This window comes from Brevundimonas sp. GW821-FHT02A10 (assembly GCF_059422025.1).
Genome location: NZ_JBWKWC010000001.1, coordinates 145725 through 159709 on the forward strand (window position 1 = coordinate 145725; position 13985 = coordinate 159709).

Genomic DNA, 13985 nt, shown 5'->3' on the forward strand with positions numbered 1-13985 from the left:
GCGCTCAGCCTTACAGCAGGTTCGGGTGGGTCGCGATGGCCTTGGGCAGGCTGATCAGGACCCGCGTCCCCTTGCCATCCGCGATCGGGCTGGCCGCCGCGATCCGCCCGCCGTTGGCCTCCACGAAACCCTTGGAGATAGCGAGGCCCAGACCCGCGCCCTTGACGCCGCCGGGCGACCGGTCGCTGGGCTGCTCCATGCGGCGGAACTTGTCGAAGACCCGCTCCAGCTCCTCGGTCGGGATCCCCTTGCCCTGGTCCTCGATGGAGATGACCACCGATCCGCGATCCTCATAGGCCGCCAGTTCGATGGTCGAGCCGTCGGGACTGTAGGCGATAGCGTTCTCCAGGATGTTGACCACCGCCTGTTCCAGCAGCCCCTGATCGATCATCACCAGGCTGAGTTCGGCGGGGAAGTCGCGGGTCAGCGCGCGGGCCTGCAGCCGCCGCGAGACCCGTTCGGCCGCCGCGTTCAGGACGTCGCGGACATCGGTCCAGTCGGCCTTGATGTTCAGCCCGCCGCCCTCCAGCCGGGTCATGTCCAGCAGGTCGCCGACGTAGCGGTTCAGCCTCTCGGCCTCCTCGCGGATCGAGAGCAGCAGGTCGGCGCGGACGGCGGGCTTCAGCGTCTCGCCGAAGTCGATCAGGGTGGTCGCCGAGCCGAGCACGGTCGACAGCGGCGTGCGCAGATCATGGCTGACCGAGTTCATCAGGGCGCCGCGGAAGCGGTCGGCGCGGCGCAGGGTTTCGGTCTCCAGCGCCTGCCCGGCCAGCTCTGCGCGCTCGATGGCGACAGCGCCCTGATCGAGCAGGGCCAGGGCCAGCCGTTCCTCGTCCGATCCGGGCGCCAGGGCCTCGGCCTCGATGCCCGCCACGCCCGAGCGGCCGCGCACGCCCTGCAACGGCCGGAAGGTCCAGCTGGACTGCGGCAGGGTGCCCGTGCCGAAGCCCGCCGCCTCGCCATGCTCCCAGGCCCAGCGGGCCGCAGCCATCGGCGCGGCGCCCAGCGTCGGGGTGTCGGGCGCACCCGCCGCGATGGTCAGGTCGTCGCAGTCTGGCAGCAGGACGACGGCCCGGGCGCCGGCGGCCTCGGCGGTCTGTTCGGCCAGGATGCGGGCGGTCTGGACCCGGTCGTCTGCGGCGGCCAGGGCCTGACTGGCGCCCAGCAGGGCCGAGACGGCCGAAGCGCGGCGCTGGGTCCGCTTCGCCTGCTCCCTCACCCGCCCGGCCAAGGCTCCGGTCAGCAGGGCCACGCCCCAGAAGACCACCAGCGTCAGCACGTCGGTCGGCGACCCGATCGCGAAGCTGTATCGCGGATGCAGGAACAGGAAGTTGTAGATCAGGAAGGCCGCCGTCGCCGCCGCCAGCGCCGGCCTCATCCCGTAGAGAGCCCCGGCCGCCACCACGGCCGAGAGATAGATGACGCCCAGATCGACGCGCTCGAACTTGTAATCCAGGGTCAGGGCGACTGCGGTGGCGACGGCGACGAAGATCGCCCCGGCGAGGTAGCCCTTCGCCTGGATCATGAGACCGCGCGCCGTTACGGGACGGGCCGCTGCCTTCGCCGGGACGGCTTCGGCAGGGTCGTTGTCGGTGACGATATGGATCGCCGCGCCCTTGGCCGAGCGCAGCAACTCCGCCGCCAACGACCGTCCCAGCAGGTCGCGCAGGCGGCTATCGCGGCCCTTACCGAGAACGATCTGCGTCACATGGTTGCGCTGGACGTGGTCCATGACAGCGCGAACCACGTCCTCCCCGCTCAGGGTCACGGTGCGGGCGCCGAGCTGTTCGGCCAGTTTCAGCGCCTCGTTCAGGCGGGCGTCGGCCTCGGCCGAGCGGGCGGCGCGATCGACCGTCGCCACAGTCCACGGCGCGTCCATCATCATGTCGGACAGCCGCCGTCCGGTCCGCACCAGCGACGCGGCCATGGTGTCCCCACCGACCAGAACCAGAATACGCTCCGCCACCGCCCACGGCCCGGGCGCGCCCTGCTCGCGCAGATGCGACAGCAACTGGTCGTCCACCGTCTGGGCCGCCCGGCGCAGGGCCAGTTCGCGCAGGGCGGTCAGGTTCTCGACCTTGAAGAAGTTCTCCGCCGCCAGACGTGCCGTCTCGGGCACATAGACCTTGCCCTCGGTCAGTCGCTTGCGCAGCTCGTCGGGGGTGATGTCCACCACCTCGATGTCGTCGGCGCGGCTCAGGGCGCTGTCGGGCACGGCCTCGCGCTGGCGCACCCCGGTGATCCGCAGGACCACATCGGACAGGCTCTCCAGATGCTGGACGTTCAGCGTCGTCCAGACGTCGATCCCGGCCTTGAGGATCTCCTCCACGTCCTGCCAGCGCTTGGGATGGCGCGAGCCGGGCGCGTTGGAGTGGGCGTATTCATCGACCAGCAGCAGGTCGGGCCGGCGCATGATGGCGCCGTCGATGTCGAACTCCAGCAGGGTCCGGCCTTTGTAGTCCAGCGGATTGCGCGCCATGACCTCCAGCCCGCGCAGCAGGCTTTCGGTCTCCTTGCGGCCGTGGGTCTCGACCACCCCCACGACGACGTCGCCGCCCTCGGCCTTTCGGCGGCGGGCGGCGCGCAGCATCTCATAGGTCTTGCCCACCCCGGGCGACATGCCGAGGAAGACCTTCAGCCGCCCCCGTTTCCGGGAGGCGGCTTTCAGCGAAGGCTCTGGCGTCGGGTCCGCCAAATCAGTTGGCCGGGAAGCGGGCGTCGAGGGCGCGGTTGGCCATCAGGACATTGACGCGCGGCTGGCCGATGAAGCCGAGCAAGGCGCCTTGCGTATGCTGATCGATCACGCGCTGGACCTCGGCTGCGGGCACGCCCCGGGCGGTCGCGATACGCGCCGCCTGGACCCGAGCGTAGGCCGGAGAGATGTCCGGGTCGAGACCCGAACCCGAGGCCGTGACGGCGTCGGCGGGAACCGACGTCGCGCCGTCGTCTGCGCGGATCGTCTCCGCCGTCGTCTTCACCCGTTCGGCCAGATCGGCGTTAAGCGGGCCGAGGTTGGAGCCGGACGACGACCGGGCGTCATAGCCCTCGCCCGCCGCCGACGGACGCGGATGCAGATAGCCGGCCTTGGCGAACGGCTGGCCGATCAGGGCCGAACCCTGGACCGCGCCCGACGCGTCGCGAACGAGGCTGCCGTTCGCCTGGGCCGGGAAGACGTCCTGCGCGAAGCCGGTCATAGCCAGCGGATAGGCGAAGCCGAGCAGGAGGGTGAAGAGCGCCATCATCACAATGGCGGGGCGCAGTTGGGTGAGCATCATCGCTTCCTTAGAAAGTCGCCTTCAGCGAGGCCACGGCGCGGGCGCCGTAGATGTCGCCGAAGTCGTGTTCGTCAGTGTCGTGGTAGCGGACGTCGACCGCCAGGTGCGGGGTCAGCTGATACGCCGCGCCGAGGTTCCAGGTCGTGTAGTCGAAGTCCGAGGACACGAACTGACGGCCCACCGCGCCCGAGATCGTCCATTTGTCGGCGGGCGAGATCGCGGCATTGGCCTCGACATAGGTCGCCTCGTCCTCGGACGCGCCGAAGAAGTCCGGCGACCAGTAGACGGCGGCGCCGAGGGTGGCGGGGCCGAAGGCGCGCGAGGCGGCGGCCTTGAACTCGGCGTAGTCGTAGTCCGCGCCGTCAGGCTGGTTGGTATACAGATAGCCGACCACGCCGAGGTCGAGGTTCCAGCCTGCGACCTCGGGGCGGATGCCGCCGTAGAGATCGATCTCGGCGTTTGTGTCGCCATCGCCGAAGTCGACGTTGGAGGCCCAGGTTCCGGCGTAGACGGAGCCGTAGGTCAGGTCGACACCGCCCGAGAGGGCCGGGTCTTCCTGGGTCTGGCTGACGCCCCGGAAGACGTAATCCGAGGTCCCGGCGACGTTGAAGCTCCATTGCGGAGCCGCAGCGGTCTGGGCGTGGGCGGCGCCGGCCAGCGCCAGAGGGGCGACGGCCGAGGCCAGCAGCAGTTTGAGAGAGGTGTTCATCAGGCTTTTTCTTTCAGTGCAGACGCCGGGACAGGGCCGGGGCGTTCGGGAGCGTGGGTGCGGTCGGCGTGGGCCAGCAGGCTGACGACCACGACGGCGGCGATGACGAAGAGGGCGAACCAGACGTCGTTCTTGCCGGCGGCCTTGAAGGTGTTGCGGGGCATGGGGGTCGCTCTCACGCCAGACCCAGACCAGTGATGATCAGGTCGATGGCCTTGATGCCGACGAAGGGCGCCACCAGACCGCCGAGGCCGTAGATCAGCAGGTTGCGACCCAGCAGCTTGCCGGCGCCGACCGCCCGATACTTCACCCCGCGCAGGGCGAGAGGGATCAGGGCCACGATGACCAGGGCGTTGAAGATCACCGCCGACAGGATGGCGCTTTCGGGCGAACCCAGACGCATCACGTTCAGCGCGCCAAGCGCAGGCAAGGCGACCACGAACATCGCCGGGATGATGGCGAAATACTTGGCCACGTCGTTGGCGATCGAGAAGGTCGTCAGGGCGCCGCGGGTGATCAGCAGTTGCTTGCCGACCTCGACGATCTCGATGACCTTGGTCGGGTCGCTGTCGAGATCGACCATGTTGCCGGCCTCGCGGGCGGCCTGGGCGCCGGTCTGCATGGCGACGCCGACGTCGGCCTGGGCAAGCGCCGGGGCGTCGTTGGCGCCGTCGCCGCACATGGCGACCAGACGCCCCTTGGCCTGTTCGGCCTTGATGAGGCGCATCTTGTCCTCGGGCGTGGCCTCGGCGAGGTAGTCGTCGACCCCGGCCTCCGAGGCGATCGCCGCCGCCGTCACCGGGTTGTCGCCGGTGATCATGACGGTGCGCAGACCCATGGCGCGGAGCTCGGCGAAGCGGGTCTTGACCCCAGGCTTGACCACGTCCTTCAGGTGGATGACCCCGACGAGCACGTTGTTCTCGGTCACCGCCAGAGGTGTGCCGCCCGAGCGGGCGATCCGGTCAACGGCGGCGCGGAACTCGGCCGGGGCCGCGGCCTCGGTCAGGTTCAGCGACTTGAGCACCGCGTCGACAGCGCCCTTGCGCCACGACGATCCGCCGCTCTCCAGACCCGACTGGCGGGTCACGGCGGTGAAGGGGATGACCTTTGCGCCGGCGGGCGCCTCGGCCGTGATCCCGGCGTTGCGGCCCAGTTCGACGATCGAGCGGCCTTCCGGCGTCTCGTCGGCCAGCGACGCGGTGACGGCGGCGCGCAGGGCGGCCTCGGGACGCACGCCCGGGACCGGGATGACCTCGGTGGCCATGCGGTTGCCGAAGGTGATGGTGCCGGTCTTGTCGAGCAGCAGGGTATCGACGTCGCCTGCCGCCTCCACCGCACGGCCCGAGGTGGCCAGGACATTCACCTTCAGCAACCGGTCCATGCCGGCGATGCCGACGGCGGACAACAGCCCCCCGATCGTGGTCGGGATCAGGGTGATGAACAGGGCGCCGAGCACGATGGGATCCAGCTTGACGCCCGAATAGGCGCCCAGCCCCAGCAGGGTCACCACCGCGATCAGGAACACGAGCGTCAACCCGGCCAGCAGGACCGACAGGGCCAGTTCGTTCGGCGTCTTGCGGCGATCCGCGCCCTCCACCATGGCGATCATGCGGTCCAGGAAGGTCGAGCCCGGAGCCGAGGTGATGCGCACCTTGATCCAGTCGGAGACCACCGTGGTGCCCCCGGTGACGGCCGAGCGGTCGCCGCCGGATTCACGGATGACCGGGGCGCTCTCGCCGGTGATGGCCGCTTCGTTGACCGAGGCGACGCCTTCGATGATCTCGCCGTCAGACGGGATCACATCGCCGGCCTCGACCAGAACGATGGCGCCGATGGTCAGGTCGCCGGCCGGGGTCTCGGACACCCTGCCGGTGGCCGGGTCGATCAATTTGGCGGGCGTCGTGACGCGGGTGGCGCGCAGGGAGTCGGCGGCGGCCTTGCCCCGGCCCTCGGCGACGCTTTCGGCGACGTTGGCGAACAGGACGGTGGCCCAGAGCCAGAGGGCCAGCTGGACGGCGAAGCTCGCCGAGTGGCCTGAGGCGACCGCCCCCGCCGCCGAGACCGTCGCGAGAAGGGCGACGATCCAGGTGACGAAGATGACCGGGTTCCGCAGCAGGTGCTTCGGATTGAGCTTGATGACGGCGTCCTTGAGGGCGCGGCCCAGCATGGCGCCGGACAGGCTCCCCGCGATGGGGGCGTGTTTCGGCTCGCCGACGTGTTCGGGATTGGCGAAAGTCATTTCAGGTGTCCAATCAGTGGGCCAGACCGCCAAGCATCTGGAAATGCTCGACGATGGGTCCGAGGGCGAGGGCCGGGAAGAACTGCAGCCCGCCCAGGATGAGGATGACGCCGATCAGCAGGCCGACGAACTGCAGGCCGTCGGTCGGCAGGGTGCCGGCGCTGGGCGCGAGCTTCGGCTTGACGACCAGGGCGCCGGCGATGGCCAGGACGGCGACGGCCGGAACGAACCGTCCCATCAGCATCCCGATGCCCAGCGTCGTGTTCCACCAGGGAGCATTGGCGGTCAGACCCGCGAAGGCCGAGCCGTTGTTCGCCGCCGCCGAGGTGTAGGCGTAGAGAATCTCCGACAGGCCGTGCGGCCCATTGTTGAGAAGCCCCTTCAGCGCCTCGGGCAGGACCGCGCCGATCGCCGTGAAGCCGAGGATGGCCAGCGGCAGGACCAGCACCGCGATCATGGCGAACTGGATCTCTCGCGCCTCGATCTTCTTGCCGAGATACTCCGGCGTGCGGCCGACCATCAGACCGGCGACAAAGACCGCCAGCATGGCCATGACGACCATGATCGCGATGCCCGAGCCGATCCCGCCGGGCAGGATCTCGCCCAGTTGCATCAGGAACATCTGCAGCCCGCCCGACAGAGGCATGAAGCTGCCGTGCATGGCGTTGACCGAACCGTTCGAGGCGCCGGTCGTCTGCCCCGCCCATGTCACCGAGGACGGCACGCCGAGACGGACCTCCTTGCCCTCCATATTGAGCGGCTGTTCGATCCCGGCCGCGACGAGGGCTGGCGCAGGCTGGGTTTCGGCGACGTACATGCCGGCCGTGCAGGTGGCGAGCAGCACGAAGGCGGCGGCGACCAGGGCGCGCACGTCCTTCTTGGCCAGAACACTGCGGCCAAAGGCGAAGAAGGCGGCCCAGCCGAGGATGTTGATCGAGACGGACTCGATCAGATTGGTCAGGGGCGACGGGTTCTCGAACGGGTGGGCGGAGTTGGCGTTGAAGATACCGCCCCCGTTGATGCCCAGTTGCTTGATCGCTTCCTGACTGGCGGCCGGGAACAGGGCCAGGGTCTGCGATCCCCCTTCAAGCCCGGTCGCGGAGGCCGAGGCCGCCAGGCTCTGCACCACGCCCAGACCGACCAGCACCATGGCCAGAACGATCGACAGCGGCAGCAGCAGATAGAGGGTGGTGCGCGTCAGGTCGGCCCAGAAGTTTCCGACCCCCTCCCCGCGATTGGCGATGAAGGCGCGCGCCAGGGCGGCCGCGATGGTCGCGCCGGTAGCGGCCGAGAGGAAGTTCTGAGTGGTGAAACCGACCATCTGGCTGAGCGTCGAGGCGGTGCTTTCACCGCCGTAGGACTGCCAGTTGGTGTTGGTGACGAAGCTGACGGCCGTGTTGAAGGCCAGATGCGGCGACATGCCGGCGAACCCCTGCGGATTCAGCGGCAGGACGTTCTGCAGACGCAACTGGGCGTACAACAGGAAGAAGCCGATGGCGTTGAACACGATCAGGGCGGAGGCATAGCCGACCCAACCCTGGCTGCGTTTCGGGTCGACGCCCGCTGCCTTGTAGAACAGGCCTTCCACCGGCTTGAGTAGCGGGTCGAGCCAGGTGCGTTCGCCGTTCCATACGCGCGACAGATAGATCCCGATCGGCCAGGCGAGGGCGACGGAAAGCGAAAGGGTCAGGGCGATCTCCGCCCATCCTTGAACAGTCATCATGACGGCGGCTCCTTCAGAACCGCTCGGGCCGCAGCAGGGCCGCGACCATATAGACGGCGACCACGACGGCGCCGGCGCCCCAGAGAATGGCGATCATCAGCCGATCCTCTTCAGGGCATGGGCGAGAGCGGCGAAGGCGACAAACGCCCCGCCGCCCAACGCGAGAAACAACAGATCGGCCATTCGGCGCCTCCAACTCGGTTCGAGCGGAGGTAGAGGCCCTATGACCGTAAGCGCGCCATTCGGATTTCAGCGCCCGGCATAAGGGCGGCGTAAAGAGCGCCCGTCGTCAGGGCGAATGATCGGGGACAGACGCCAGTCGACCGGCACATGAACGATAAGCAATCTACCTTTCCCCGATGTAACTGGTCGGGAAGCAGCGACGGCTGATACTCGCCCCGGCCGCCGGGCTATGCGCGATTCAACGCGCGACCTTCCGAACGGCGTCTCTCTCAACCGGGACCGTCGCGGGTCCCGAAGGACTCGAACGCATGACTGCCTCCCCCGCCCGGTTCGCCCTTCTGGCCGCCACTGCCCTGACCGCCTCCATGCTCGCGCTCCCGGCGATGGCTCAAACGGCGCCAATCCCCGCCCCGAGCCACGCGCCTGCCCAGACACCTGCACAGACGCCCGACCCGAAGGAGGAGCAGGCCTCGACGGTCGCCGACGTCACCGTGACCAGCCGCGCCGACGCCATCCGCAGCTCGATCGATTCCACCAGCTACAGCCTCGCCAACGACCTTCAGGCCTCAAGCGGCAGCCTGGCCGACGCCCTGCGCAACGTGCCTTCCGTCGACGTCGATCCCCAGGGCAATGTCTCCCTGCGGGGCGACAGCAACGTCACCATCCTGATCGACGGCCGCCCCGCCGGCGTGCTGACCGGCGAAGGCCGCGCCCAGGCGATCCAGCAGATGCAGGCCGCCCAATTCGCCCGCATCGAGGTCATGACCAACCCTTCGGCCGCCTACAGCCCCGAGGGTTCCGGCGGGGTGATCAACCTCATCTCCAAGCCCAACCAGCCCAAGCCCGGCATGAGCACCACGGGCTCCGTCCGCGCCAACGTCGGCGACAACGGCCGCTGGAACCTCGGGGTCAGTGGATCACAGACCCGCGGCCCCGTGACCCTGTCCGGCGACCTCGGCTATCGCCACGACACTATCGAACAACTGATCGACCGCGACCGCGCACAGCTGGACACCGTCTCGGGTCAGTTCCTGCCCTCGCACCTGAACCAGGTCGTGAACGCGGATGTCGACGGCTTCAACGGCCGACTCGGCCTGGAGTACAAATTCACTGACAAGGATCAGCTGACGCTGGAGGCGCGTGGCGCCGACTTCCACAACACCGGCGTCATCGACGATCGTTTCGAGAGCCGCAAAGCCGGCGGCGCGATCAACTCCGCCTATACCCGCCAGAGCGACGTCGACCAGACCTTCAGCAACCGGGGCCTGACCGCCCGCCTGCTGCACCGCTTCGACGACCAGGGCCACGAGTGGACCAATGAGCTGCGGATCGACCAGGGCGACAACACCCTCGACCTCGCGACCGTCGCCTCCCCCTCGATCCCCGCCGGGCCGCAGTCCTACGAGCGGGTGGTGAACGACGGCGCCTTCACCATCACGGCCTTCAGCAGCGCCTATGTCCGGCCGATGGGCGAGGCCCGGCTGCGCCTCGGCTATGAACTGGAAGTTCGCCAGCCGCGTCAGGACAACAGCGTCAGCCGCGGCGCGACCGAAGCCGGCCTGACCGTCGTCCCGGCCCTGTCCAGCCGCTTCAAGGCCGAACAGGCGGTCCACGCCCTCTATGCGACCTATGAGCGGCCGTTCGGCGAAAAGCTCTCAGCCCAGTTCGGCCTGCGGCTGGAGCAGGCGGACATCGAGGTCAACGCCGTGAGCAGCGGCGTGACGGCCAGCCAGGACTATTTCCGCGCCTATCCGACGCTGCACGTCTCCTACAAGCTCGACGACGCCCAGACGGTCCGCGCCAGTTATTCGCGCCGCATCCAGCGTCCCCAGCCGTTCCAGTTGAACCCCTTCGTCTCCTACGTCGATCCGCTGAACGTGCGCTCGGGCAACCCCGATCTGGAGCCGCAGGAGACCGACGCCTTCGAGGCCATGTGGCAGCGTCGCTCGGGCCAGACCTTCTATCAGGCGACCGCCTATTTCCGGGACACGCGCAAGGCCTTCACCGACGTCGCCATCGACATCGGCGGCGGCGTCTTCCTGACCCGGCCCGAGAACCTCGGCGCCCGGCGCGACGTCGGGCTTGAGGTCGTGGCCAACGGCGCCCTGATCCCGAGCCTGCGTTACAACGCCAGCGTCAATGTCTTCCGTCAGGAGATCGATGCCGCGGGCCTTCCCGGCGCGACCGACCGGTCGGGGACCCAGGTCTCGGGCCGCGTGAACCTGAACTGGCAGCCGACGCCCAAGGACTTCCTCCAGATCGCCGCCCAGTGGAACGGCGAGGCCCTGCTGGCCCAGGGCACGCGCGACGCGGGCGGCATGGTCAACCTGGGCTACCGCCGCAAACTGACCGAGACCCTGGCCTTCCAGGCGACGGTGCGCGACCTCTTCAACCAGTTCGGCGACGTGACGACCTATGACACCCCGACCTTCCGCGAGCGGACCGAGCGTCAATTCGCCGGTCGGGCCGCCTATGTCGGCCTGACCTGGACCTTCGGGGGCGGGCCCCGTCGCCAGCAGCAGGAGCAGTTCGACTTCGGCGGCGCTCCGACCGGCGGCTGAGTGACACCCCCACAAGAAACTCAAACAACTTAAACCAACAAAGAAAAGACGATCAGTTCCTACTTTCTATACTGTATTTACCTATAACTTTCGCCCGATAGGACGAAAGTTATAGGCATACAACGTTTTACAACTGGCCACTGTTCTTAAGGACCGCACTTCGGCATCTCGCTCCTCGACATTCGAGGAGATTTTGCAGTGTTCCGGTCAGCGGTCATCACGGGTTTGGCAATCGGGTTTTCGCTCGTGGCGGGGGTGTCCCCCAGCCACGCGGCGGACGGACGGGCGACCACGCCCGCCGCTTCCCGTGCAACCATGCCCCTGATCACTGCCGCAGCGGCCCCGGCCGGCTTCCTGGCCATGTGCCAGCGTCTGCCGCGCGAATGCCGGGCCTCGGGCGAGGTCGATGACGCCCGGATCCAGCGCGAGGCCCGGACCCGCTACTGGCGCGAGGCTTTCGGCCACACCAACACCCCGACGCCCGCCTCCGGCGAACGAACCCGCGAGGCGGAAACCACGACCGGCGCCGACCTGGCGCCCCACGCCATGGGCTTCGACGACCTCGCGACCGACGCGACGCCGGACGTCGAGCTGGGACTGATCGCGTGGGCGGCCCAAGACGCCGACACCGGGGCCTTTCAGAACAACGCCTCCGCAACCTCGGGCGAGCCCTCGCAGACGCTGACGATGACCGCCGACCTCTGGGCCCTGGTCCGCGGCGTCAACCAGCAGGTCAACCGCAACATTCGCGCGGTCAGCGATGCGGCCCATTACGGCCAGACCGACTACTGGGCGCTGCAGTCCGGCCAGAACCAGAGCGGCGACTGCGAGGACTACGCCATGACCAAACGCCACCAGTTGATCGAGGCGGGCATCCCCGCGGACACACTGACCTTCGCGATCGTGCGCACGTCCTGGGGCGAGTTGCACGCCGTCCTGGTCCTGGCCACCGACGAGGGCGACATGGTGCTGGACAATCTGACGCCCTGGATCGTCCGCTGGGACAAGACCAGCTACCGCTGGATCGAGCGCCAGATGCCCGGCCAGCCCCTGGAATGGCGCAGCATCGGTTGAGCGGCGCCCCATCCTCTCACCTGATACGAGATTTTACAGTCTTGGCGCGCCGACATGGGCATGATGGACGTCAGACACTCTTGCGCCGCCCGGCCGCTCCCCCACGACCGAAGGACCCGATGAAGATCGCCGCTCTCGATGATGATCCCGTTCAGCTCGAACTGATCCTCGACACCATTTCTGAAGCGGGCTTCCAGGGTTCGGGCTTTTCCCGGGCCAACGCGCTGCTGTCCGCCCTGCGCCGCGAGACCTTCGATCTGATGGTTCTGGACTGGCAGCTGCCGGACAAGTCCGGCGTCGAGGTCATCCAGTGGGCGCAGAACAACCTGACCCCTCCCCCGCCAATCCTTCTGGTCACCAGCCGGTCGGACGATTCGGATGTGATCGAGGGCCTGGGCGCCGGCGCCGACGACTTCCTGACCAAGCCGGTGTCCAAGCCGGTCCTGAAGGCGCGCATCCACGCCCTGCTGCGCCGCGCCTATGGCGCCCCCGAGGCCCAGGCCTCCGAAACCCATGGCCATGTCGTGCTGGATCCGGCGACCGGGACCGCCACGGCGAGTGGCGCGGCGGTCAGCCTGACCGCCAAGGAATTCGCCGTCGCCCTGACCCTGTTCCGCAACCTGAACCGGGCCCTGTCGCGCTCCTATCTGCTCGACTCGGTGTGGGGCAGCGATCCCGACCTGAACAGCCGCACCCTGGACATGCATATTTCCCGCGTGCGCTCCAAGCTGAACCTGCGGCCGGATGCGGGCTTCCGTCTGGCCCCCGTCTACAGCTATGGATACCGTCTGGAGCGGATCGAGGCGGCGGCCCCGGCCGCGGGGACCGCAGACGGAGAGACCTGATGAGGATCGCCCGGCTTGCCGCTTTGGGAGCTGCCGCCTGGCTGGCGCTCGCCGGCCTGTCGGGCGTCGCCTTGCCGGGCTTGGCATCGGCCGAACCCGCCCCGGCTCCCCAGGTTCGCGCGTCCGGCGAGACCTTCACCTATGTGGTCCGTCAGGGCGACACCCTGCGCAGTATCGCCGGGGCCCATCTGGAACGGGAGTCCGACTGGCGCGCGCTGCAGACGCTGAACAGCGTCGCTGATCCGCTGCGGCTGCCCGTCGGCATGACCCTGAGGCTGCCGGTCGCCCTGCTCAGGACGCGACCGGTCCAGGCCCGTCTGGTCAGCTTCCGCGGCGACGTCAGCCTGCGTCAGGGCGGGGCCGTCGCGACCCGCGTCGGCGCCGTGCTCGGCGAAGGCGCCGAGATCGAGACCGGGGCCAACGCCAACGCCCGCTTCAGCCTGCCCGACGGCGGGACCGTGTCCGTGCCCTCCATGAGCCGCGTCCGCCTGACCCGCCTGCGCGCCTACGCTCTCAACGGCGCCGTCGACCAGGAGATCACCGTCCTGGGCGGCCGTTCCGAGTTTCGCGTCTCGCCCGTCCGGTCGCCCGGCGGCTTCCGGGTCGGCACCCCGCTGTCGGCCTCGGCCGTGCGCGGCACCGAATTCCGCATCGGCTATGACGGCGCCGCCGACCGGGCCCAGACCGAGGTCCTGGGCGGATCGGTCCATGTCGCGCCCGAGGGGCTGGAGCCGCTGATCGCCGCCCCGCGCCAGGGCGTGGCCATCGCCGACGGTCGTGCCGATCTGGTCGATCTGCTGCCCGAACCCGCCTGGCTTCCCGACAACGCCATCCAGGCCGGCGGCATGCTGTCCTTCACCCTGACGCCCGTGGCGGGCGCCGCCCGGTACCGGGCCGTCGTCGCCACCGACGCCGACTTCGCCAACATCGTCAGCAGCGGCCAGTCGCGGCCGGGCGAGGCGACGATCGACATCTATCCCCTGCCCGACGGCCCCTATTTCATTCGGCTGACGGCCGTCTCGCCGCTAGACCTCGAGGGCATGCCCGCCGACTACCGCTTCGTCCGCGCCCTGAACGTCGTCAGCGGCCTCAGCGTCGAGCCCCAGGCCGGCGGCGGCCGCGCCTTCCACTGGAGCACCCCGCCGAAGGGCGCCGAAAGCTACCGCTTCCAACTCGCGCGGGCGGACGGAACCCTGGTGGCCGATCGGACTGACGTGCCCCGGCCCGGCATCATCCTGCCGCCGCTGCCCTCGGGCGAGTATCGCTGGCGGGTGATGTCCGTCTGGCGCGTCGATGGCAAACCCGTCGAAGCCTGGTCGCCGCCCGCATCCCTGAGCGTCCCCTGACATTCCGCCTTCCGACCTGGAGCGAGGCCC

The 13985-nt window shown here is 68.9% G+C and carries 11 protein-coding genes; 4 read left to right on the plus strand and 7 right to left on the minus strand.

From position 1 onward, the window contains the following. Nucleotides 1-10: 10 nt before the first annotated feature. The 7 genes from AC07U0_RS00655 to AC07U0_RS00685 form a co-directional block, all read right to left on the minus strand. The gene (locus AC07U0_RS00655; protein ID WP_494718110.1) at nucleotides 11-2620 is read right to left on the minus strand and encodes a DUF4118 domain-containing protein; all 2610 of its coding nucleotides are present in this window, start codon (nucleotides 2618-2620) and stop codon (nucleotides 11-13) included. Nucleotides 2621-2696: 76 nt separating this feature from the next. Then, the gene (gene kdpC, locus AC07U0_RS00660) at nucleotides 2697-3272 is read right to left on the minus strand and encodes a potassium-transporting ATPase subunit KdpC (protein WP_494719168.1); all 576 of its coding nucleotides are present in this window, start codon (nucleotides 3270-3272) and stop codon (nucleotides 2697-2699) included. Between the two features lie 10 nt (nucleotides 3273-3282). Further along, complete coding sequence (locus tag AC07U0_RS00665) at nucleotides 3283-3984, minus strand: TorF family putative porin (protein ID WP_494718111.1); 702 nt, start codon at nucleotides 3982-3984, stop codon at nucleotides 3283-3285. Continuing rightward, on the minus strand, nucleotides 3984-4148 hold the full coding sequence (locus tag AC07U0_RS00670) for a hypothetical protein (protein WP_494718112.1): 165 nt from the start codon (nucleotides 4146-4148) through the stop codon (nucleotides 3984-3986). Before AC07U0_RS00670 ends, AC07U0_RS00665 begins: the two co-directional genes overlap by 1 nt. Before the next feature lie 11 nt (nucleotides 4149-4159). Then, the gene (kdpB, locus tag AC07U0_RS00675) at nucleotides 4160-6223 is read right to left on the minus strand and encodes a potassium-transporting ATPase subunit KdpB (RefSeq protein WP_494718113.1); all 2064 of its coding nucleotides are present in this window, start codon (nucleotides 6221-6223) and stop codon (nucleotides 4160-4162) included. Nucleotides 6224-6236: 13 nt separating this feature from the next. Next, nucleotides 6237-7943, minus strand: coding sequence for a potassium-transporting ATPase subunit KdpA (gene kdpA, locus AC07U0_RS00680; protein ID WP_494719169.1), 1707 nt, complete (start codon nucleotides 7941-7943; stop codon nucleotides 6237-6239). A gap of 16 nt (nucleotides 7944-7959) precedes the next feature. Continuing rightward, nucleotides 7960-8043: a potassium-transporting ATPase subunit F gene (locus AC07U0_RS00685; RefSeq protein WP_225897105.1), complete on the minus strand. Its 84-nt coding sequence runs from the start codon at nucleotides 8041-8043 to the stop codon at nucleotides 7960-7962. A 394-nt stretch (nucleotides 8044-8437) separates the two neighbouring features. Between AC07U0_RS00685 and AC07U0_RS00690 the strand changes: the two genes are divergently transcribed. The 4 genes from AC07U0_RS00690 (at nucleotide 8438) to AC07U0_RS00705 (ending at nucleotide 13955) form a co-directional block, all read left to right on the plus strand. Beyond that, a complete protein-coding gene (locus AC07U0_RS00690; RefSeq protein ID WP_494718114.1) occupies nucleotides 8438-10690 on the plus strand; it encodes a TonB-dependent receptor domain-containing protein in 2253 nt (750 codons plus the stop codon). Between the two features lie 315 nt (nucleotides 10691-11005). After that, nucleotides 11006-11764 (plus strand): transglutaminase-like cysteine peptidase, encoded by a 759-nt coding sequence (locus tag AC07U0_RS00695; protein ID WP_494718115.1) that lies wholly within the window; start codon nucleotides 11006-11008, stop codon nucleotides 11762-11764. Nucleotides 11765-11883: 119 nt separating this feature from the next. Further along, entirely contained in the window at nucleotides 11884-12609 is a 726-nt protein-coding gene (locus AC07U0_RS00700) for a response regulator transcription factor (protein ID WP_494718116.1), read from the plus strand. Continuing rightward, nucleotides 12609-13955 carry a FecR domain-containing protein gene (locus AC07U0_RS00705; protein ID WP_494718117.1) on the plus strand — a complete coding sequence of 449 codons (1347 nt, stop codon included), beginning with the start codon at nucleotides 12609-12611 and terminating at the stop codon, nucleotides 13953-13955. Before AC07U0_RS00700 ends, AC07U0_RS00705 begins: the two co-directional genes overlap by 1 nt. The last annotated feature ends 30 nt before the right edge of the window (nucleotides 13956-13985 follow it).